Origin of the sequence: Aquitalea magnusonii (assembly GCF_002217795.2) — a bacterium.
Classification (GTDB): domain Bacteria; phylum Pseudomonadota; class Gammaproteobacteria; order Burkholderiales; family Chromobacteriaceae; genus Aquitalea; species Aquitalea magnusonii_B.
The window spans coordinates 3,388,953-3,410,218 of the sequence record NZ_AP018823.1 but is presented as its reverse complement, the minus strand read 5'-3'; the positions used below and the strand labels follow the sequence as shown (position 1 = coordinate 3,410,218).

General features: G+C 60.3%; 22 protein-coding genes. 6 read left to right on the top strand and 16 right to left on the bottom strand.

Going from position 1 to position 21,266, the window contains the following annotated elements:
• Positions 1-17 precede the first annotated feature (17 nt).
• From DLM_RS16245 to iscR, 16 genes are all read right to left on the bottom strand, one after another.
• Positions 18-227: a hypothetical protein gene (locus tag DLM_RS16245; RefSeq protein ID WP_089085787.1), complete on the bottom strand. Its 210-nt coding sequence runs from the start codon at positions 225-227 to the stop codon at positions 18-20.
• 80 nt (positions 228-307) lie between these two features.
• Positions 308-1,216 (bottom strand): sugar kinase, encoded by a 909-nt coding sequence (locus DLM_RS16240; RefSeq protein WP_197715432.1) that lies wholly within the window; start codon positions 1,214-1,216, stop codon positions 308-310.
• Between the two features lie 60 nt (positions 1,217-1,276).
• Complete coding sequence (locus DLM_RS16235) at positions 1,277-1,663, bottom strand: RidA family protein (RefSeq protein WP_197715431.1); 387 nt, start codon at positions 1,661-1,663, stop codon at positions 1,277-1,279.
• 19 nt (positions 1,664-1,682) lie between these two features.
• Complete coding sequence (locus DLM_RS16230; protein WP_089085786.1) at positions 1,683-3,158, bottom strand: N-acyl-D-amino-acid deacylase family protein; 1,476 nt, start codon at positions 3,156-3,158, stop codon at positions 1,683-1,685.
• A 55-nt stretch (positions 3,159-3,213) separates the two neighbouring features.
• A complete protein-coding gene (locus DLM_RS16225; RefSeq protein ID WP_089085785.1) occupies positions 3,214-4,566 on the bottom strand; it encodes a gluconate:H+ symporter in 1,353 nt (450 codons plus the stop codon).
• A gap of 75 nt (positions 4,567-4,641) precedes the next feature.
• Entirely contained in the window at positions 4,642-5,916 is a 1,275-nt protein-coding gene (locus DLM_RS16220; RefSeq protein ID WP_089085917.1) for an amino acid deaminase, read from the bottom strand.
• A 504-nt stretch (positions 5,917-6,420) separates the two neighbouring features.
• Positions 6,421-7,038 carry a uridine kinase gene (gene udk, locus DLM_RS16215; RefSeq protein WP_089085784.1) on the bottom strand — a complete coding sequence of 206 codons (618 nt, stop codon included), beginning with the start codon at positions 7,036-7,038 and terminating at the stop codon, positions 6,421-6,423.
• A gap of 93 nt (positions 7,039-7,131) precedes the next feature.
• Positions 7,132-7,758, bottom strand: coding sequence for a glutathione S-transferase family protein (locus DLM_RS16210; RefSeq protein WP_089085783.1), 627 nt, complete (start codon positions 7,756-7,758; stop codon positions 7,132-7,134).
• 233 nt (positions 7,759-7,991) lie between these two features.
• Entirely contained in the window at positions 7,992-8,186 is a 195-nt protein-coding gene (gene iscX, locus DLM_RS16205; RefSeq protein ID WP_089085782.1) for a Fe-S cluster assembly protein IscX, read from the bottom strand.
• Positions 8,187-8,247: 61 nt separating this feature from the next.
• The gene (gene fdx / locus DLM_RS16200) at positions 8,248-8,589 is read right to left on the bottom strand and encodes an ISC system 2Fe-2S type ferredoxin (protein ID WP_045848186.1); all 342 of its coding nucleotides are present in this window, start codon (positions 8,587-8,589) and stop codon (positions 8,248-8,250) included.
• Positions 8,590-8,598: 9 nt separating this feature from the next.
• The gene (hscA, locus tag DLM_RS16195; protein ID WP_089085781.1) at positions 8,599-10,458 is read right to left on the bottom strand and encodes a Fe-S protein assembly chaperone HscA; all 1,860 of its coding nucleotides are present in this window, start codon (positions 10,456-10,458) and stop codon (positions 8,599-8,601) included.
• Positions 10,459-10,516: 58 nt separating this feature from the next.
• Positions 10,517-11,050, bottom strand: coding sequence for a Fe-S protein assembly co-chaperone HscB (gene hscB / locus DLM_RS16190; RefSeq protein ID WP_089085780.1), 534 nt, complete (start codon positions 11,048-11,050; stop codon positions 10,517-10,519).
• A gap of 79 nt (positions 11,051-11,129) precedes the next feature.
• Entirely contained in the window at positions 11,130-11,453 is a 324-nt protein-coding gene (gene iscA / locus DLM_RS16185; protein ID WP_089085779.1) for an iron-sulfur cluster assembly protein IscA, read from the bottom strand.
• A gap of 11 nt (positions 11,454-11,464) precedes the next feature.
• Positions 11,465-11,848, bottom strand: a complete 384-nt coding sequence (gene iscU, locus DLM_RS16180) for a Fe-S cluster assembly scaffold IscU (RefSeq protein WP_045848182.1) — start codon at positions 11,846-11,848, stop codon at positions 11,465-11,467.
• Positions 11,849-11,917: 69 nt separating this feature from the next.
• Positions 11,918-13,135 (bottom strand): IscS subfamily cysteine desulfurase, encoded by a 1,218-nt coding sequence (locus tag DLM_RS16175; protein WP_045848181.1) that lies wholly within the window; start codon positions 13,133-13,135, stop codon positions 11,918-11,920.
• A gap of 27 nt (positions 13,136-13,162) precedes the next feature.
• The gene (gene iscR, locus DLM_RS16170) at positions 13,163-13,657 is read right to left on the bottom strand and encodes a Fe-S cluster assembly transcriptional regulator IscR (RefSeq protein ID WP_089085778.1); all 495 of its coding nucleotides are present in this window, start codon (positions 13,655-13,657) and stop codon (positions 13,163-13,165) included.
• A gap of 345 nt (positions 13,658-14,002) precedes the next feature.
• On the opposite strand from iscR, the gene DLM_RS16165 reads away from it, so the two are divergent.
• The 6 genes from DLM_RS16165 to DLM_RS16140 all read left to right on the top strand — a co-directional run bounded on the left by DLM_RS16165 (position 14,003) and on the right by DLM_RS16140 (position 21,266).
• Positions 14,003-15,124, top strand: a complete 1,122-nt coding sequence (locus DLM_RS16165) for a beta-ketoacyl-ACP synthase III (RefSeq protein ID WP_089085777.1) — start codon at positions 14,003-14,005, stop codon at positions 15,122-15,124.
• A gap of 180 nt (positions 15,125-15,304) precedes the next feature.
• Positions 15,305-16,903, top strand: a complete 1,599-nt coding sequence (locus DLM_RS16160; RefSeq protein WP_089085776.1) for an ABC transporter substrate-binding protein — start codon at positions 15,305-15,307, stop codon at positions 16,901-16,903.
• A gap of 440 nt (positions 16,904-17,343) precedes the next feature.
• Positions 17,344-18,372 (top strand): ABC transporter permease subunit, encoded by a 1,029-nt coding sequence (locus tag DLM_RS16155; RefSeq protein ID WP_089085775.1) that lies wholly within the window; start codon positions 17,344-17,346, stop codon positions 18,370-18,372.
• 17 nt (positions 18,373-18,389) lie between these two features.
• Complete coding sequence (locus DLM_RS16150) at positions 18,390-19,313, top strand: ABC transporter permease subunit (protein ID WP_231959875.1); 924 nt, start codon at positions 18,390-18,392, stop codon at positions 19,311-19,313.
• Positions 19,314-19,323: 10 nt separating this feature from the next.
• Positions 19,324-20,295, top strand: a complete 972-nt coding sequence (locus tag DLM_RS16145; RefSeq protein WP_062790234.1) for an ABC transporter ATP-binding protein — start codon at positions 19,324-19,326, stop codon at positions 20,293-20,295.
• Positions 20,295-21,266, top strand: a complete 972-nt coding sequence (locus DLM_RS16140) for a peptide ABC transporter ATP-binding protein (protein ID WP_089085773.1) — start codon at positions 20,295-20,297, stop codon at positions 21,264-21,266. The genes DLM_RS16145 and DLM_RS16140 overlap by 1 nt, the downstream gene beginning before the upstream one ends.

Here is a 21,266-nt window from a genome sequence, read left to right as displayed (position 1 = left end):
GCGGTCCATTTTCTTTCCTAGCCGGCTTCTTGCCAAAACAGGGTTTCACCATCGAACAACAAGCTGGCTTGCCTGCGCTGCCATTCCCTGAAATGTTCTTCCACCTTCATCAGGTCAAACAGTTCCTGATCGGTGAAACGGTAAGTATCACCATGCAGAGCATGCCGGGCCTGCTCGCGCAGTGTTCTCATAAAGTAATGATCATTACGCAAGCGATACACGTCCATCGACAGCCTCCTGATGCATGCCATGCGTGATCTATCAAAAGCAAAACACCGGCAAGTGGCCGGTGTTGGATGTGATTCAATCAGCGCTGCGGCATGGCGTCGCGTGGGATGATGGCTCCGCTGTGGGCAATCACCGCGGCTGACAGGCGATGGGCGAAGGCTGCGGCCTGGGCGGGCGGATAGCCCAATACCCGGCTGGCCAGATAGCCTGCGGCAAAGGAATCACCAGCGGCGGTGGTGTCCACCACTTGTGGCACGGCCGTGGCCAGTACCTCGGCCCGCAGTTCGGCGCTGGCCAGCAGGCAGGGTTCGCCGCCGCGCTTGATCACCACTTCCTTGCAACCCAGTGCCAGCGTGCGTTCGGCGACAGCCTCGGCGGTTTCTGCTCCGTATAGCGCTTGTTCATCGTCCAGTGTCAGCAGGGCGATATCGGCCAGCGCCAATATGGCTTCGTGACCGGCCCGCGCCTGTGCCGCGCTCCACAGCGAGGGGCGGAAGTTGTTGTCGAACCAGATTTTGCCGCCATCACGGGCAAAGTCGCGCAGGGCAGCCAGCAGGCGTTGGCGTTCCTGCTCGTTGAACAGGGCCAGTGAAATGCCGGACAGGTAAATCGCCTGTAACTGCGCGGTGTGCAGCAGGCTGGCAAAGTCGATGCCGGAGGCAAAGTAATGGCGCGCGGCACTGTCATTGCGCCAGTACAGGAAGCTGCGCTCACCGCGGGCATCGGTTTCCACCATATACAGGCCGGGCAGCTTGCCCGGCTGGATGACGATATGGCTGACATCCACGCCTTCGGCTTGCCAGTCGGACAATAGCTGGCGGCTGAGGCTGTCCTGCCCCATGCCGGTCAGATAGCGTACCTGATGCGGGCTGCCGGCCAGAACGCGGGCCAGATAGATGGCGGTGTTCAGGGTGTCGCCGCCAAAACGGCGCTGTAGCGGCTGACCGCTCAGTTCGATCATGCCTTCACCAAGGCAGGCAATATGCATGTTGCTGTCTTTCCTGTGACGGGATGCGTGGCCGTTGTCCGAGGACAGCGGCCGGATGGGTCAAGGCTTTTTGTAGGCGATACAGTCTACTTCCACCTTGCAGTCGATCACCATGCTGGACTGCACGCAGGCGCGGGCGGGCGGATGTTCGCCAAAATACTGCAGGAATACCCGGTTGAACGAGGCAAAGTCGCGGGTATCATCCAGCCACACGCCACAGCGCACCACATGTTCCGGGCCGTAACCGGCTTCCCGGAGTATGGCCAAGACGTTCTGGATACATTGGTGCGATTGGGTGACGATGCCACCTTCAATTACTTCGCCGTTGACCATTGGGGTCTGACCGGAGACATACAGCCAGCCGTCGGCGGCTTGTACCGCGCGGGCAAAGGGCATGGTCTGGCCACCGGTGCCACCGGCAATGCCATAACGTTTCAGATCGCTCATGATGGGTTTCCTTGCATTTTTACTGTGAGGGGGTACTAGGGAAGGTGGTGCGGATATCGCGGGTGCGCGGCAAGAAACGTCCGGCGCGGGCTCCGGTGGCGGCCGCGTGTTGCCAACTGAGCGTGCCATTCACCCAGACGGCGACAATGCCTGCCGCCTGTTGCACCGGCGCTTCGAAGCTGGCGGTATCGTGAATGGTGGCGGCATCAAACAACACCAGATCGGCCCAGTAGCCAAGGCGGACCAGGCCGCGCTCGTCCAGCGCAAAGCGGCTGGCCGACAGGCCGGTCATCTTGTGAATGGCGGTTTCCAGGCTGAACAGCTTGCGCTCGCGGCAGTAGTGGCCCAGCACACGCGGAAACGCGCCCCATAGCCTGGGGTGGGGCAGCGGGTCTTCCGGCAGACCGTCCGAGCCCACCATGGTGAGCGGGTGGCTGAGAATGCGCTCGACGTCTGCCGGGTCCATGCCGTGATACACCGCGCCTGCCGGTTGCAGCTTGCGGGCGGCATCCAGCAAGGGGAGCTGCCATTGTTCGGCAATCGCCTGCAGGGTTTGGCCGGCCATGTCCGGGTGCGGGGTGGACCAGGTGATGAAAATCTCGAAATCGCTGGTGACCTGTTTCAGGTCCAGCGTGGAGGAGCTGGCCGAGTAAGGGTAGCAGTCGCAGCCTACCATCTGCTGGCGGGCGGCTTGTTCCAGCGAGGCCAGCAGTTGCGGGCTGCGTCCCCAGTTGCCTTTGCCGGCGCATTTCAGGTGCGACACGATGACCGGGCTGTTGGCGTGACGGCCCACGCGCCATGCTTCGTCCATGGCTTCGAGCACCGGCTCGAATTCGCTGCGCAAATGCGTGGTGTAGATGCCGCCATATTGGTTCAGTTCGGCGGCCAGTTGTTCTACCTCATTGCTGTCGGCACTGAAGGCCGATGCATAGGCAAGGCCGGTACTCAGCCCCAGTGCCCCGTGTTGCAGGCTGTCGGCCAGTTGTGCCCGCATGGCGTTGATTTCTGCTGTGCTGGCCGTGCGGTCCAGCCTATCCAGATGATTGCTGCGCAAGGCGGTGTGGCCCACCAGTGCCGCTACATTGACAGCGGGTTCGGCCCGCTCCACGGCGGCTCGGTAGTCGGCAAAGCGCGGGTAGCAAAAAGCGTCGCGCGGGCCCAGCAGGTTCATCGGGTCTGGCGGTTCGCCTTGCAGGCTGACAGGCGAGGCACTGATGCCACAGTTGCCGACAATCACGGTGGTCACGCCCTGGCTGAGTTTGGGCAGCATCTGCGGCTGGCGGATCACCATGGTGTCATCATGGGTGTGGACGTCGATGAAACCGGGCGCCAGGGTCAACCCCTGGCCATCGATCACATGATCGGCCTTGGCCTGGCCGGCGTCTCCGATAAAGGCAATGCGTTGCTGGCGGATGCCGACATCAGCCACGGTGGCAGCAGCGCCGCTGCCATCGACCAGTTTGACCTGGCGAATCAGGGTATCCAGATGTTGCATGCGGATTCTCCGGAAGGCTCCCGGCAGCTAAGCCGGGAGCGCCGAGTGGTTTGGGTCAAAGAAGCTGTGCCAGCCCCAGGGTCAGGACAAAGGCGACGACGGAAATCAGGGTTTCCAGCACGGTCCAGGTTTTCAGGGTTTGCACCACGGTCATGTTGAAATACTCCTTCACCAGCCAGAAACCACCGTCATTGACGTGGGACAGGATCAGCGAGCCGGCACCGGTGGCCAGTACCAGCAGTTCCGGGTGCGGATAGCCGCTGGCCAAGGCAATGGGCGCGACAATCCCGGCGGCGGTGGTCATGGCCACGGTGGCCGAGCCGGTGGCCACCCGCATCAGTACCGCCAGCAACCAGCCCAGCAGCAAGGGGGAGAGCTGGAATTCCGCCGACAGGGCGATGATTTCCTTGGTGACACCGGTTTCAATCAGGATGCGGTTAAGGCCGCCGCCAGCGCCTACCAGCAGGGTGATGGCCGCGGTCGGGGCCAGGCATTCATTGGTGAATTTCAGAATGTCATCGCGGGTGAAACCGCGCGCCAGACCCAGCGTCCAGAAGCTCACCAGCGTGGCAATCAGGAGGGCAATCACCGAGTTGCCGATGAACAGCAATAGGTTGTTCATGATGCTGCCCTTGTCCGTCAGGGCGTTGGCCCAGCCGCCCAGCAGCATCAGGAACACCGGCAGCAAAATGGTGAGGATGGTGGTGCCAAAACCCGGCAATTCACGCGGGCTGGCCTTGCGTTCGGTAAACTGCAGCGCAATGGGGTTTTCTGCCGGCAGATGGATGCGTGGTGCAATGAATTTGGCAAACAAAGGGCCGGCAATGATGGCGGTCGGTACGCCGACAAGAATGGCGTAGAACACGGTCTTGCCCACCTGTGCGCCATACTCGCCCACCGCCAGCATGGCAGCGGGGTGCGGCGGTACCAGGCCATGCACCACCGACAGGCCGGCCACCATGGGCAGGCCCACCAGCAGCATGGATACCCCGGCGCGCTTGGCCACGGTAAAGGCAATCGGAATCAGCAGCACGAAGCCCACTTCGAAGAACAGTGGCAGGCCGCAGACAAAGGCGATGCATACCATGGCCCAGTGGGCGTTCTTTTCGCCGAATTTATCGATCAGCGTCAGGGCAATGCGTTCGGCACCGCCGGATTCAGCCATCATCTTGCCCAGCATGGTGCCCAGTGCCACCACCAGCGCGATATGGCCCAGTGTTTTGCCCACCCCGGTTTCATAGGCGGCCATGATGTCCTTGGCCGGCATCTGCGCGGCCAGGGCCAGGCCGATGGAGACCACCGTCAGCACGATGAAGGGGTTAATACGGTAACGGGCGATCAGTACCACCAGCGCGATGATGGCGATGGCGGCATACAGCAGCAACTGGCTGCCCAGAACTGGGGTCATGTGGATTCTCCTGATAATCGGGGGGGAGGTGCCGCCCCCGTACGTTGCGAGGGCGGTCTTGGTGGTGCTTCTGGTCTAAAACAGGGTTTCCACCGCACCGGTGACATTGAGGGCATCGTCCACCAGCAGCAGCTGACGCCATTTGTCAAAGGTGAGGCAGGGGTGTGAAATCTCAAAAGCCAGCATGTCGCCCACTTGCAGGTCGGCATCGGCCGGAATGCGCATGAAGGCGTGCTGGTCCATCATGCTGCTGACGATCCAGTCAGCCGGAGCAGGCTGCGGTGTGCCGCCGCTGTCAGGGCGGAAATGCAGCGACACCTGTGGCAGCCCGGCGTCAAAAGCGGCATCGCGCTTACCCAGCGCGATGATGGCGCGGCCACTTTCCGGGATGGATTGCACATAAGCCCACAACTGCAGCGCCGGCTGCAGGCTGCGGCCCATGTCGCGTGCCACCGGGTTATTGCTTTGAATGCGCTGTTCGGCATGCAGATAAATGCCGACATCGTGGGTGAGATAGCAGCCGGGGCGCAGCAGCACTTCAAGCGGCTGTGCCAGTTCCAGGCCGGAGAATTCGTCCGCTACCACGTCATACCAGGCAGAGCCGGCACCGCTGAGCAGGATTTTTTCTTCGCGGAACAGTCCCCGCGCGGCGTGTTCGCGCGTGCGGGCCACCACGCTGCGCAGGAAGGCACGGATATCTTCTTCCTGTTGCAGTACGCCTTCATACACTTCCACCCCGATCAGGCTGAGCGATTGCGGCCAGCGGGCAATGGCGGCCAGTACTTCCTGTTCCTGCTGGGGGGAGCGCAAGCCGGTACGACCGCCTTCCACCCCGTACTCCAGCAGAACACGCACGCTTTGCCCGTGCTGGGCAAAGAACTGGCCCAGTGCCTCAACATTGGCGACAGAGTCGACAATGCAGCAGAAGCTGAAGTCGGGGTCGGCCTGTTGCAGGCGGGCGATGATGGCCATATTGGCCTTGCCCACCAGTTGATTGGCCAGCAGGAAGCGGCGGATACCGTGCAGAAAGGCCGCATGCACTTGCGGGACAGTCGCCAGCGTGATGCCCCAGGCACCATGTTGCAGTTGCAGGTGAAACAGCGCCGGACTCATGGTGGTTTTGCCATGCGGTGCCAGTTGCACCCCGTAGCGCTGCATGAAGTCTTGCATCCATTGCAGATTGTGCTGGATGCGGCTTTGGCGCAGCACGGCGACGGGCAGGCTGACTTCTTCGCGCAGGATGTTCCAGTCCAGGCTGGCAACGTCCTGCAGGGTGCAGCCGGCAGGACTGCTGCCCAGGCCCTTGGTAGCTGTGTTGAGCGGTTTTTCCAGCAGTGGATGCGCTGCCATGGGGTTCTCCTCGCCATTGCTTTGAAAAAACACAGCGAGTGAGGCTTTGCTCAGGGTGGTACTGGCGAACTGGCCAGCGTACGGCTCGCTGTGGGTTGGTACCGGGTGCTGCATGATTGCGCACGGCAGGAGGAGAGACTTTCCAGTAAGCGGGCGGGACTGGCATCTGGCCAAAAGGATGTACCTTCTAGCCCTTCCCGACAGGTGAAACTACTGCTTATCCATGCAGTGGCTATGCCATGGCGTGCTGAGTCCTTGAAAAAACGGGTCTTTTTTCAGGATGGAATGGTGGCGTGGCGCAGCGAGATGCAAGGTGTGGGCAGCAGCAGGGCGGGGCGGTGACGGCTGGACGGGAGGGGGTGTTGCATTGCCGCATGCCGTGGGCGGTGGCTGTCACCATTGGCGATGACAGCCCTGCTGGCGTTGCCGCTCAGCCATGGCGGCTTAGCACTTAAGAGTGGGGCAGGTGGCGCAACGCAGCAGCAGGATTTTCGCCAGCGGCTGTTAACTGTTGATCAGGCTGGCCACCTTGGTGGTGATGATGTCCACCGCCGGATCATTGGCACCGTGCGGCAGAATCACGTCGGCAAAACGCTTGGTGGGTTCGATGAACTGGTTGTGCATGGGGCGCACGGTGGCCAGATAGTGTTCGATCACATGGTCCACAGTGCGGCCGCGCTCGCGGATATCGCGTTGCAGGCGACGGATGAAACGCACGTCGGGGTCGGTGTCCACAAAGATCTTCAGCGACATCATGTCGCGCAGTGCGGCATCGTACAGCGGAAACAGGCCTTCGATGACGATGACCGGTGCCGGTTTCACCGTGATGGTTTCAGCGGCGCGGGTGTGATGGGTGAAGTCATATACCGGCATGTCGATGGCGCGTCCGGCCAGCAGCTCTTCAATGTGTTCGATCAGCAATGGCCAGTCGAAGGCATGCGGGTGATCGTAATTGGTGGTGAGGCGCTGTTCGAAGGTCAGGTGGGCCTGATCGCGATAGTAGTAGTCCTGCACGATGACGGCCGCCATGCCGTTGCCAACGGTTTCCAGTACTTTGGCAGTGACCGTGGTCTTGCCGCTACCGCTGCCGCCGGCAACACCAATGATGAACGGGGTAGTCATGCTGTGAACCTCTTGCTGCGCGATGGCATGAAAAAACGCGCCATTCTAATGAGTTATGGCGCGTTGTTCCATCAAAAATGCGGCATTTGCGGCCTATTGTGCTTCCGCCCTGGCTGCAGCATGCCATTCCTGCATGGCTGGCAGTTGCTGCATGTGTCTGACATAGTCGGCGGTATGGCCGTCCAGTGCTACGTGGTAGCTGACAAAGCGCCACACTACCGGTGCAAAGAAGGCATCGGCAATGGTGAAGTGGCCAAACAGGAAGGGGCCGTTATGCTGGTTTTGCTGACGCAGGCTATCCCACAGGCTGGTGATGCGGTCGATGTCCGCTTGCGCGGCAGCGCTGGGGACAAAGCCGGCATGGTCGGCACGGATATTCATCGGCAATTCACTACGCAGCGCCTGAAAGCCACTGTGCATTTCGGCCACGGCAGAGCGGGCCATGGCGCGGCTGGCGATGTCGTCCGGCCACAGCCCGGCGGCTGGGAAACAGTCGGCCAGGTATTCGCAGATGGCCAGGCTGTCGCTGATGCGCAGTTGCTGGTCGAGCAGCAGCGGAACCTTGCCGGCCGGGTTACAGGCCAGGATGCGGGCCTTGCTGTCGCTGGCGGTGAGGTCGATGTGTTTTTCTTCGAAAGGTTCGCCCAGCATTTTCAGTACCAGCCAGGGACGCAGCGACCAGGATGACAGATTCTTGTTGCCGATGATCAGGGTAAACATGGTTCAGACTCCATGACGGCACCACCAGGACATGGCGGCAGGGTAGGGGGATGAACCATCTTATAGCAGGCTGTCATAGGCAGCCAGCGTGGTGGGGAGTGGGGAGTCGCGTGGGGCAATGAAGAAGCCCGGCATGGCCGGGCTTTGCGCTATCGGCGCTGCTTGGCGCGGCTCACAAAATAGCGTAGTGCCGCTAGTGCAAGGCGCTACGCCGCAGGGTTGCTGAGCAGCGCTTATTCTGCTTCGTCGATCCAGGCTTGCTGGATGGCTTCCAGCACACGCTCGCCGCCACGGCTGTGGTCGTCGTCGAAGTCGGGCAAGGCGACCACCCAGTTGTGCAGGTCGACAAAGCGCACGGTCTTGGGGTCGACATCGGGGTGGGCTTCCACCAGTTCGATGGCGATGTCGTTAACGTCGGTCCATTTCATCCTGTTCTCCTGCGTGCTGGGCTACTGCATCCGGCCCGGTAAACGGGCGGATGATGAAGTCTTAATGGTGTTCGCGGGCGTGGTTGATGGTGTAGCGTGGAATCTCCACCACCAGGTCTTCCTCGCCAATCACGGCCTGGCAGGACAAGCGGGACTGGGCTTCCAGGCCCCAGGCCTTGTCCAGCATGTCTTCTTCCAGTTCGTCCGCTTCGTTCAGCGAATCGAAACCTTCACGCACGATGCAGTGGCAGGTGGTGCAGGCACAGGACAGCTCGCAGGCGTGTTCGATTTCGATGTCGTGTTCCAGCAGTACTTCACAGATGTTCTTGCCGGTTTCGGCGTCGTCGATCACCGCACCCTCGGGGCAGAGGTCGGCGTGGGGCAGCACAATCAGGCGTGGCATGGGTTGTCCTTATAGCTCGGCAATGTTCTGGCCCTTGAGTGCGCGCTGGATGTTGCGGTCCATGCGGCGGGCGGCAAAGTCTTCGGTGGCCTTGTTCAGGCGGTGGGTGGCCTGGTTGACCGCCAGCGTGGTCTGGCTGGCAACGGCGGTTTGCAGTTCTTCCAGCACCAGGCGGATGGCGGCGGTTTCGTCGGCGGACAGCAGGTCGCCGTCAATCTGCAAGGCGGTGAGGGTGGCATCGCGCAGGCTGTCGGCATCGACAATGGCCTCGCGCAGCTTGCGGGCCTCGATATCGTCCTGCACATGGGCCAGCGAGTCGCTCAGCATCTGGCTGATGGCGTCGTCGGACAGGCCGTAGGACGGTTTGACTTCGATGCTGGCTTCCACGCCGCTGGTCATTTCGCGGGCAGATACCGCCAGCAGGCCGTCGGCATCCACCTGGAAGGTGATGCGGATGCGGGCGGCACCGGCCACCATGGGTGGAATGCCGCGCAGCACGAATTGCGCCAGGCTGCGACAGTCGGCCACCAGTTCGCGCTCACCTTGCAGCACGTGGATGGACATGGCGGTCTGGCCATCCTTGAAAGTGGTGAATTCCTGCGCCCGCGCCACCGGGATGGTGCTGTTGCGCGGGATGATCTTTTCGGTCAGGCCGCCCATGGTTTCAATGCCCAGCGACAGCGGAATCACATCCAGCAGCAGCCATTCGTCCTCGCCCTTGTTACCGGCCAGCACATTGGCCTGGATGGCTGCACCCAGTGCCACCACCTTGTCCGGGTCCAGATTGGTCAGCGGCGGCTGACCAAAGAAATCAGCCACGGCTTTCTGGATATGCGGCATGCGGGTGGCTCCGCCCACCATCACCACGCCCTTGACGTCCTCGGCGCTGATGTCGGCATCGCGCAGGGCCTTGCGTACCGGCAGCAGGGTTTTGTCCACCAGCGTTTTGGTGATGCGGCGGAAGGTGTCCTGATCCAGCGTCAGGTCGATGGCATGACCATCGGACAGCAGTGCGGTGATGCGGGTGTCGCTGTGCTCGGTCAGTGCTTCCTTGGCTTCGCGGGCGCGGGTCAGCAGCAGACGGGTGTCCTGGGCCGACAGGCCGTGCAGGTCGGCCTGTTCCAGAATCCAGCAGTACACGCGGTGGTCGAAGTCGTCGCCGCCCAGCGCGGAATCGCCGCTGGTGGCCAGCACTTCAAACACGCCACGGGTGAGCTTGAGGATGGAAATGTCGAACGTACCACCGCCCAGGTCGTACACCACATATGTGCCTTCGGCACCGTTATCCAGGCCGTAGGCAATGGCGGCGGCCGTGGGTTCGTTCAACAGGCGCAGTACGGTCAGGCCGGCCAGACGAGCGGCGTCCTTGGTGGCCTGGCGCTGGGCGTCGTCAAAATAGGCCGGAACGGTAATCACCGCGCCGGTCAACTCGCCACCCAGGCTGGCTTCGGCACGCTGGGCGAGGGCGCGCAGGATGTCGGCCGACACTTCAACCGGGCTTTTCACCCCGGCAGCGGTATGCAGTTGCACCATGCCGGGGGCGTCGACAAAACGGTAGGGCAGGCTGCCGGCGTCCTTGATGTCGGACAGGCCGCGGCCCATGAAGCGTTTTACCGAGGTGATGGTATTGTGCGGGTCATGGTTCTGCTGGCGCTGGGCATCGTGGCCCACCGTGGTGCTGCCATCTTCCTGGTAGCGCACCACGGAAGGCAGCAGGCTGCGGCCGAATTCATCGGCCAGCACGATGGCAGAACCACTCCTTACCGTGGCCACCAGCGAGTTGGTGGTGCCAAGGTCTATCCCGACAGCCAGACGGTGCTGGTGTGGGGCGGCGGACAGGCCGGGTTCGGCGATTTGTAGTAGAGCCATGACGGAATCTTTATTGTTGTCGCGTGAGCGGTAACATCAGCTACACAGGGATGGCGGTTTAGCCCAGCAGGGTTTCAATGGCGTCGCCGATTTCCTGGTCTAGTTTTTCCAAAAAGCGCAATTTTCGCACCATCAGTGCAGCGGCGTCCAAATCTGCCGCCTCATCCAGTGCGCTGGCCAGATCCGCCACCAGAGCGCGGTTTTCCTGGCGCAGCTTGGCTGACAGCGCTTCCAGTGCTTCGACATTGCCGGCATCGCGGGCTTCCTCGATGCTTTCGCGCCATTCCATCTGCGCCATCAGGAAATCCACCGGCATGCTGGTATTGGTTTCTTCCTGGGTGTCGCGGCCTTGCAGTGACAGCAGGTAGCGGGCGCGGCGCAGGGGTGACTTCAGGGTCTGATAGGCTTCGTTGACCCGGGTGGCCTGCATCAGCGCCATGCGCTTTTCAGCATCCGGGCTGCTGGCATAGCGGTCTGGATGCACGGTGGCGGCGGCGGCGCGCCAGGACTGTTCAAGTTGCTGGCTATCCAGCACAAAGCGGCGCGGCAGGCTGAACAGCTGGAAGAAATCCTGGGAGAATTCGGTAGTCATGGCCTTGGGCTACTGGACTGCTGGGTGACAACCGGACCACCGCTGACGGCAGCCCGGCTGATGGAAGGACAGAGGACAATCAGACGTTGAAGCTCTCGCCACAACCGCATTCGTTCTTCACGTTGGGGTTGTTGAACTTGAAGCCTTCGTTCAGCCCTTCCTTGGTGTAGTCCAGTTCGGTGCCATCCAGGTAGGCCAGGCTCTTGGCGTCGGTAAATACCGTCACGCCATGGCTTTGGAAGGTGATGTCGTCATCGGTGGCGGCATCGACAAACTCCAGCTTGTAGGCCATGCCAGAGCAGCCGGAGGTTTTCACCCCCAGGCGGATGCCCAGGCCCTTGCCACGTTTGGCAATGAACTGGCTGACGTGATTGGCTGCACTAGCAGAAAGGGTGATGGCCATATCTGCGCTCCTTACTTGCCGTGTTTTTGCTTGTAATCGCTCACTGCGGCCTTGATGGCGTCTTCCGCCAGGATGGAGCAGTGAATCTTTACCGGCGGCAGCGCCAGTTCTTCGGCAATGGCGGTGTTCTTGATGGCCATGGCTTCATCCAGCGACTTGCCCTTCACCCATTCGGTCACCAGGGAGGACGAGGCAATGGCCGAGCCGCAGCCATAGGTTTTGAACTTGGCGTCTTCGATCACGCCATCGGCGTTTACCTTGATCTGCAGCTTCATCACGTCGCCACAGGCCGGCGCACCAACCATGCCGGTGCCTACGGTGTCATCACCCTTTTCGAACGAGCCCACATTACGCGGGTTTTCGTAGTGATCCATCAGTTTGTCGCTGTATGCCATGGTTCTCTCTCCTGCTGGCGGGGGGCGTGGCTATCCTCAGCCGGCCGCTCCCGCAAAATCATTGATAGTTCAGTGGGCGGCCCACTGTACCGAATTCAGGTCTACGCCTTCCTTGAACATTTCCCACAGCGGGGACAGTTCGCGCAATTTGCCGATTTTATCTTTCAACAGCGCAATGGCGAAGTCGATTTCTTCTTCGGTGGTGAAGCGGCCCAGGGTAAAGCGGATGGAGCTGTGTGCCATTTCGTCGTTGCGGCCCAGGGCACGCAGCACGTAGGACGGCTCCAGCGAAGCCGAGGTACAGGCCGAACCGCTGGACACAGCCAGGTCCTTGATCGCCATGATCAGGCTTTCACCTTCAACAAAGTTGAAGCTGACATTGAGGTTGTGCGGTACACGCTGGTCGATGTCGCCGTTGATGTACACCTCTTCCATGTCCTTGATGCCATTCCACAGACGGTCGCGCAGCATGCGGATGCGTTCGCTCTCGCTGTCCATCTCTTCACGGGCCAGGCGGAAGGCTTCGCCCATGCCGACAATCTGGTGCGTCGGCAGGGTGCCGGAGCGGAAACCGCGCTCGTGGCCACCGCCGTGCATCTGGGCTTCCAGACGGACGCGCGGCTTGCGACGCACATACAGCGCACCGATGCCCTTGGGGCCGTAGGCCTTGTGAGCCGACAGGCTCATCAGGTCCACCTTCAGCACATTCATGTCCATCTTCACCTTGCCGGGTGCCTGGGTGGCGTCGACATGGAAGATGATGCCTTTTTCACGGCAGATTTCGCCGATTTGCGGAATGTCCTGGATCACGCCGATTTCATTGTTGACGTACATCACCGACACCAGAATGGTGTCCGGGCGGATGGCTGCCTTGAATTCTTCAATGTCGATCAGGCCGTTTTCCTGCACCCCCAGATAAGTCACCTCGAAGCCCTGGCGTTCCAGTTCGCGACAGGTGTCCAGCACCGCCTTGTGCTCGGTCTTGACGGTGATGATGTGCTTGCCCTTGCTCTTGTAGAACTGGGCGGCACCCTTGATGGCCAGGTTGTCGGACTCGGTGGCACCGGAGGTCCAGACAATTTCCTTGGGGTCGGCATTCAGGAGCTTGGCCACTTCTGCCCGCGCATTCTCTACCGCTTCTTCCGCTGTCCAGCCAAAGCTGTGGCTACGCGAAGCCGGGTTGCCGAACTGCTCGGTCAGATAGGGAATCATCTTCGCGGCAACGCGGGGATCAACCGGGGTGGTAGCGGAATAGTCGAGGTAGATGGGAAGCTTGAGCTGACTCATTATCAATTCTCCGGGGATGCGGTGCGCTTACAGTGCGCTGGAGGCGGAGGCAGTCACACGGGGGCTGCTTTCGCGCTTGTCCTGCATTACATTGTTTTCTTTGGCCGCTGCTTCCTTGGCGCGCTGCTTTTCAACCAGGCTGCCCAGGGTAACCTTGGCCAGGTAGTCGAAAATGGTGGCGTTCAGGTTGGTCCACAAGTCGTGGGTCATGCAGCGGTGGTTGTCATGACAGTTTTCACGGCCGCCGCACTGGGTGGCATCCACTGGCTCGTCCACGGCGGCAATGATGTCGGCCACGGAAATATCAGCAGGGATGCGAGCCAGGGTGTAGCCGCCGCCTGGGCCGCGTACGCTGTCTACCAGTTCGGAACGGCGCAGTTTGCCAAACAACTGTTCCAGATAGGAAAGGGAAATGCTTTGGCGCTCGCTGATGCCGGCCAGGGTCACCGGGCCATTGGCTTCGCGCATGGCAAGGTCCAGCATGGCGGTGACCGCAAAGCGGCCTTTGGTGGTGAGACGCATAATCTTGAACTCCGATGGGTGGTTGAGTTGATTATACCCAATTCCCGACTAAATTTGTCAACTATTAACGACGCATGTTGACAAGCTTGCTGCTTGCCCTGGTTTGACCTGCAAAAGCAAAGGGCTGGCAAAGGCAGCAAAGTTGAGCATTTTACTAGGTTTATCAGTGCTCGGGGGGCTTAATTGCAGGATAAATCCGGGCTTGGTGTATGATTCGAGCAAACGCCTGTTTACATGAGTGCCATCACGGGTGCCGCTTGCTGTTGCATGCCGTGTTTTCTCTGGCTGTTGCCGGAGCGGACAGCCTGCCGGTAGCGGCATCTTTGTCAGAAAGAGACAGAAAATATGAAGAAAGTCGTCATCAGCGGGTCTGGGCTGTTCACGCCGCCGCATGCAGTCAGCAATGAAGAACTGGTCATTGCCTTCAATCAGTATGTTGCCAACTGGAATGCACAACATGCCGAGGAAATTGCTGCGGGCAGCGTAGTGGCACTGGCCCAATCCAGTGCCGAGTTCATTGAGAAGGCCTCCGGCATCAAGCAGCGCTTTCTGATGGATAAGGATGGGGTGCTGGACCCGGCGCGGATGACGCCTTATCTGCCCGAGCGCAGTAATGATGTGCTGTCCATCCAGGCGGAAATGGGCGTGGCCGCGGCCACGGCGGCGCTGGCGCAGGCGGGCAGGACGGCGGCCGACATCGACATGGTGCTGGTGGCTTGCTCCAATATGCAGCGCCCTTATCCGGCGGTGTCCATTGAAATCCAGCAGGCGCTGGGTGTGCAGGGCTATGCCTTCGATATGAATGTGGCCTGCTCGTCCGCCACCTTCGGTATCCAGACCGCGGTCAATGCCATTCAGAGCGGTCAGGCGCGCGCCGTGCTGGTGATCAGCCCGGAAATCTGTTCGGCCCACCTTAACTTCCGTGATCGCGACAGTCATTTCATTTTTGGTGATGCCTGCACCGCGCTGGTGCTGGAAGCTGCCGGGTCGGCCACTGCGGCCGAGCAGTTCGAGATTCTGGGTACCCGGCTGGCTACGGTGTTTTCCAACAACATCCGCAATAACTTTGGCTTCCTGAATCGCTGTGATGAGCAGGGGATTGGTCAGGTCGACAAACTGTTTGTGCAGCAGGGCCGCAAGGTGTTTAAGGAGGTGTGTCCGATGGTGGGCGAGCACATCGTGCAACATCTTGAGCAACTGGATATCGCTGCGCAGCAAGTCAGTCGTTTCTGGCTGCATCAGGCCAATCTGGCGATGAATCAGCTGATTGCCCGCCGTGTGCTGGGACGGGATGCCAGCGAGCAGGAAGCACCAGTCATTCTGGATCGCTACGCCAATACCAGCTCGGCTGGCTCGATCATTGCTTTCCACCTGTGCCGCGATGGCCTGCAGGCCGGCGATGTCGGGGTCATTTCTTCGTTTGGCGCTGGTTACTCGGTAGGGTGTGTTGTGGTGAAAAAGTGCTAGTTTTCTGCTGACAACTACCGTACTTGCGCAATAAATGATCAGAAATGCGAGAGGGGTGCTTGTCAAACTGCCCCTCTCTGCATAATGTATCCGACCAAAGCGGCCCACAAGGCGCTTCATCGAGATCGGACAATCGACATAACAATCACGAAGTCTGTACAAAGGAAAAGGAAAGAACCCATGCAAGCTGCAAAGAAAATGCTGCTGGCCGCAGGCCTGATCGCCTCGGCTTCGATGGCTGCACAAGCTGCAGGAACGCTCGTATATTGCTCTGAAGGCAGCCCGGCCGGTTTTGATCCGGGTCAGTACACCACGGGTACCGACTTTGATGCCTCTGCCGAAACCGTATTCAACCGCCTGGTGCAATTCCAGCGTGGCGGTACCAAGGTGGTACCGGGCCTGGCCGAAAAATGGGACGTCGCTGCCGACGGCCTGTCCTACACCTTCCATCTGCGCAAGGGCGTGAAGATTCAGACCACTGACTACTTCAAGCCCACCCGTGACTTCAATGCGGACGACGTGGTATTCACCTTCGACCGCATGCTCAATAAGAACAACCCCTTCCGCAAAGCCTATCCGACCGAATTCCCGTATTTCACCGATATGGGCATGGATGAAAACATCACCAAGGTAGAAAAGCTGGATGCCAATACCGTCAAGTTCACGCTAAAGAGCATTGACGCGGCCTTCTTGCAGAACCTGGCGATGAGCTTTGCCTCCATCCAGTCGGCCGAATATGCCGACAAGCTGTTGAAGGCCGGCACCCCGCAGTTGATCAACCAGCAGCCGGTAGGCACGGGTCCCTTCATCTTCAAGCGCTACCAGAAAGATGCGCAGATTCGCTTTGCTGCCAACAAGCAGTACTGGGACAAGGCGGATGGCCCGAAAGTGGATAACCTGGTGTTTGCCATCACTACCGACCCGTCCGTACGTTTCCAGAAGCTGAAGGCTGGCGAATGCCAGATTACCGCTTTCCCGCGTCCGACCGACATCGCCGCCATGAAGGCCGACAGCAAGCTGAACGTGATTTCGCAAGCCGGCTTCAACCTGGGCTACCTGGCCTACAACGTGAAGCACAAGCCGCTGGATAAGCTGGAAGTGCGTCAGGCGCTGGATATGGCTGTCAACAAGAAAGCCATCATCGACGCCGTGTATCAGGGTGCAGGCCAGGCTGCCACCAACCCGATGCCGCCGACCCAGTGGTCCTACAACAAGAGCCTGAAGGATGCACCGTACAGTGTGGAAAAAGCCAAGGCACTGTTGGCCAAGGCCGGCTACCCGAACGGCTTTGACATCACCCTGTGGGCAATGCCGGTACAGCGTCCGTACAACCCCAATGCCAAGCTGATGGCCGAAATGGTACAGGCTGACTGGGCCAAGATCGGCGTCAAGGCCAAGATCACCACCTACGAATGGGGTGAGTACATCAAGCGCGCCAAGGCTGGTGAACACGATGCCATGCTGATTGGCTGGACCGGTGACAATGGCGATCCGGACAACTGGCTGGGCACCCAACTGGGTTGCGAAGCCCTGAACGGCAACAACTTTGCCAAGTGGTGCTACAAGCCGTTTGAAGACCTGCTGCAAAAAGCCAAGCGCACCACCAATGTGGCCGAGCGCACCAAGCTGTACATGAAGGCACAGGAAATCTACAAACAGCAACTGCCTTACACCACGGTGGCCCACTCCACCGTGGTACAGCCGATGTCCAAGTCGGTGGTTGGCTTCAAGGTAAGCCCCTTCGGTCTGAACTCCTTCTATGGCGTCAGCCTGAAGTAATGCTGTGTGCTTCCCATCAGGGAAGTGGCTGATATCGGGGGCGCAAGCCCCCGATGTTTTGCATGGAGCACGGCTATATCTTTACGTCAGATAAAGAAATGCCGTTACCGGTGAAACCGGTCGGGAGTGTCTGTCAGCAGAACTGCAGTAAAACGAAAACAGGGTGGCGTGCAAACGCGCGCTGGCAGGCTTGACCTGTATCAAAGGCGTGGCCACTGACGGGTGTTATTGTTCATCCCGTCGTGGCGAAGGCGTAGCTGATGTAGGTGGGTGGTTCAGCCTGCGTCTTCTGCCCGACACCTCCTTACGTTTTTCTGTCGTACTCCCCCGCTGGTTTCCCCTTACCGTTTCCATGACATTCCCATCCAGGATCTGGGTCTGAAATAACGGCGTCCGTCTGCCATGCTGTAAAGCAGGCCGGATGCACGGGAGAAGTACGTATGTTGTCTTTCATTTTCCGCAGACTGGGTTTGCTGATTCCCACGTTCTTCGGCATTACCTTGCTCACCTTCGGCCTTATCCGCATGATCCCCGGCGACCCGGTGGAAGTGATGGTGGGTGAGCGCACGCTCGACCCGCAAATGCATGCGGATGCCATGCACCGTCTGGGGCTGGACAAGCCGCTGTACGCGCAATACGTCGACTACATCAGCAATTTGCTGCATGGCAATCTGGGTGAGTCGCTGGTGACCAAAACCAGCGTGTGGACCGAGTTTAAGACCCTGTTCCCCGCCACGCTGGAACTGGCACTGGCCGCCATGGCCTTTGCCGTGGTGTTCGGCCTGCTGGCCGGGGTGATTGCCGCCATCAAGCGCGGCTCCATCTTCGACCATGGCGTGATGGGCATTTCGCTCACCGGTTTTTCCATGCCGATTTTCTGGTGGGGCCTGATCCTCATCATGTTCTTCTCGGTCAAGCTGGGCTGGACCCCGGTTTCCGGCCGGCTGGATCTGGCCTTCGACATCACGCCGCGCACCGGTTTCATGCTGATCGACACCTGGCTGGCCGAAGCGGCCGATCCGTCCGCCAATGCCGGTGCCTTCAAGGATGCGCTGATGCATCTGATCCTGCCTGCCATCGTGCTGGGTACCATTCCGCTGGCGGTGATTGCGCGGATGACCCGCTCCTCCATGCTGGAAGTGCTGCGTGAAGACTATGTGCGTACCGCACGGGCCAAGGGCCTGTCGCCGGCGCGGGTGATCTTTGTGCATACCCTGCGCAATGCGCTGATTCCGGTACTGACGGTGATCGGCCTGCAAGTGGGTACGCTGATGGGTGGCGCGGTGCTGACCGAAACCATCTTCTCCTGGCCCGGCATCGGCAAGTGGCTGATCGATGCCATCAGCCGCCGCGACTACCCGGTGGTGCAAAACGGCATCCTGATCGTGGCCACGCTGGTGATCATCACCAACTTCATCGTGGACGTTTTGTACGGTGTTGCCAATCCGCGCATCCGTCACGCCAAATAACGCTTGCAGGTATCGTCATGACTAATGCAAACATGCAGAACGCTGCCGTGCCCGCTGAAGATGCGGCACTGAGCTATCCTTCGCCGCTCAAGGAATTCTGGCAGGGCTTTTCCTATAACAAGGGCGCGGTTGCCGGCCTGATCTTCATGAGCATCGTGGTGCTGTGCGCCGTGCTGGCCCCGCTGGTGGCACCGTACAGCCCCATCGAGCAATACCGCGACCACCTGCTGACGCCGCCGGCCTGGCTGGATGGCGGCTCCAGCGCCTTCCTGCTGGGTACCGATGAACTGGGCCGTGACATCCTGTCGCGCCTGATCTACGGTGCCCGCCTGTCGCTGTTCATCGGCCTGTGCTCGGTGCTGCTGGCCATGGTGCCCGGTGTGGTGCTGGGCTTGCTGGCGGCCTTCTTTCCCAAGGTGCTGGGCGGCGTGATCATGCGGGTGATGGACATCATGATGGCCTTGCCGTCCTTGCTGCTGGCGGTGGCCATCATGGCCATCCTGGGGCCGGGCCTGCTCAATGCCATGATTGCCATTGCCACGGTGTCCCTGCCTGCCTATGTGCGCCTCACCCGTGCTTCGGCCATGACCGAACTGAACCGCGACTACGTCACCGCTTCGCGCGTGTCCGGTGCCGGTCTGTTCCGTCTGATGTTCAACACCGTGCTGCCCAACTGCATGGCACCGCTGATCGTGCATGCCACCATGAGCTTCTCCTCGGCCATTCTGGAAATTGCCGCACTGGGTTTCCTGGGGCTGGGCGTGCAACCGCCCACACCGGAGTGGGGCACCATGCTGGCCTCTGCCCGTGATTACATCGAACGTGCCTGGTGGGTGGTGTCGCTGCCTGGTCTCACCATTTTGCTGTCGGTACTGGCCATCAACCTGATGGGTGACGGCCTGCGCGATGCGCTGGACCCGAAACTGAAGCGCGCCGCCTGAGGAGGGAAGTATGAGTCTGCTGGAAATCAAGAACCTCTCGGTGGAGTTCGGTTCGGAAAAAAATCCCTTCCGCGCAGTGGAAGGACTGGACCTGAGCGTCAATCAGGGCGAAATCGTCGGCATCGTCGGCGAATCCGGTTCGGGCAAGTCCGTCACCATGATGGCCATGATGGGCCTGCTGGAAGGACAGGGCCGCATTGTGGCGGACACCCTGCAATTTGATGGCAAGAACCTGCTCACCATCTCGGCGCGCGAGCGTCGCAAGATTGTCGGCAAGGATATCGCCATGATCTTCCAGGACCCGATGACCTCGCTCAACCCCAGCTACACCGTGGGTTACCAGATCATGGAAGTGCTGAAAATCCACCAGGGCCTGCGTGGTGCCGCACTGAAACAGCGCGCGCTGGAACTGATGGAGATGGTGGAAATCCCGGCGGCGGCCAGCCGGCTGAATGCCTACCCGCACCAGTTGTCCGGTGGCATGAGCCAGCGCGTGGTGATTGCCATGGCCATTGCCTGTAATCCCAAGCTGCTGATTGCCGACGAGCCCACCACCGCGCTGGACGTGACCATCCAGGCGCAAATCATGGACTTGCTGGTCAATCTGCAGAAAAGCCAGAACATGGCCCTGATCATGATTACCCATGACCTGGCCGTGGTGGCCGAAGTGGCGCACAAGGTGGCGGTGATGTATGCCGGGCAAGTGGCGGAAATGGCCAAGGTGCCGGGCATCTTCCGCACTCCCACCCATCCGTATACCGAGGCGTTGCTCAAGTCCATTCCGGAACACAGCAAGGGCGCGCACCGCCTGTCCACCCTGCCTGGCATCGTGCCGGGGCAGTACGACCGGCCAAGCGGCTGCCTGTTGTCTCCGCGCTGTCCCTATGTCCAGGACAAGTGCAAGGCCCAGCGACCGGGCCTGACCGCCATTGACGGTGGCGTCGTACGCTGCCACTACCCGATTACGGCCAAGGAGGCATGATGAGTACCGTATTGCAGGCACGGGACCTCACCCGTTATTACGATGTGGCCCAGGGTTTTCTCAAGCCGTCGGCACAGGTCAAGGCGCTGAACGGCGTATCGTTTGAATTGCAGGCTGGCAAGACGCTGGCAGTGGTGGGTGAATCCGGCTGTGGCAAGTCCACGCTGGCACGCCAGCTGACGCTGATCGAGCCGCCGACTTCCGGTTCGCTGCTGCTGGACGGGCAGGATGCCGCCACGGCCGGCAAGGCCGAACTGAAAGCCATGCGCACCAAGGTGCAGATGGTGTTTCAGAACCCTTACGCCTCGCTCAACCCGCGCCAGAAGATTGGCACCCAGTTGGGCGAGCCGCTGGACATCAATACCAGCCTGTCCGCCAGCGAGCGTGAAGAGCGCGTGCGCGCCATGATGACGCGGGTTGGTCTGCGTCCGGAACATTACTACCGCTACCCGCACATGTTCTCCGGTGGCCAGCGCCAGCGTATCGCCATTGCCCGCGCCATGATGCTCAACCCCAAGATTGTGGTGGCAGACGAGCCGACTTCGGCACTGGACGTTTCCATCCAGGCCCAGGTGCTCAACCTGTTCATGGATCTGCAGGAAGAATTCAACACCGCCTATGTGTTCATCTCGCACAATCTGGCGGTGGTGGAACATGTGGCGGACGATCTGATGGTGATGTATCTGGGTCGCGCGGTGGAAGTGGGCGCCAAGGGCAAGATTTACGGCCGGCCGCTGCATCCTTATACCCAGGCCTTGCTGTCCGCTACACCTTCCATTCATCCGGAAGACCGGCGCATCAAGATCAAGATCCACGGCGAGTTGCCCAGCCCGCTCAATCCGCCGTCCGGCTGCACCTTCCACAAACGCTGCCCGTTTGCCAACGAGCGTTGCCAGCAGGAAGTGCCGGAATTGCGTGCGCTGGATGCGCGCATGGTGGCCTGCCATCACGCGGAAAACATCAATAGCTGA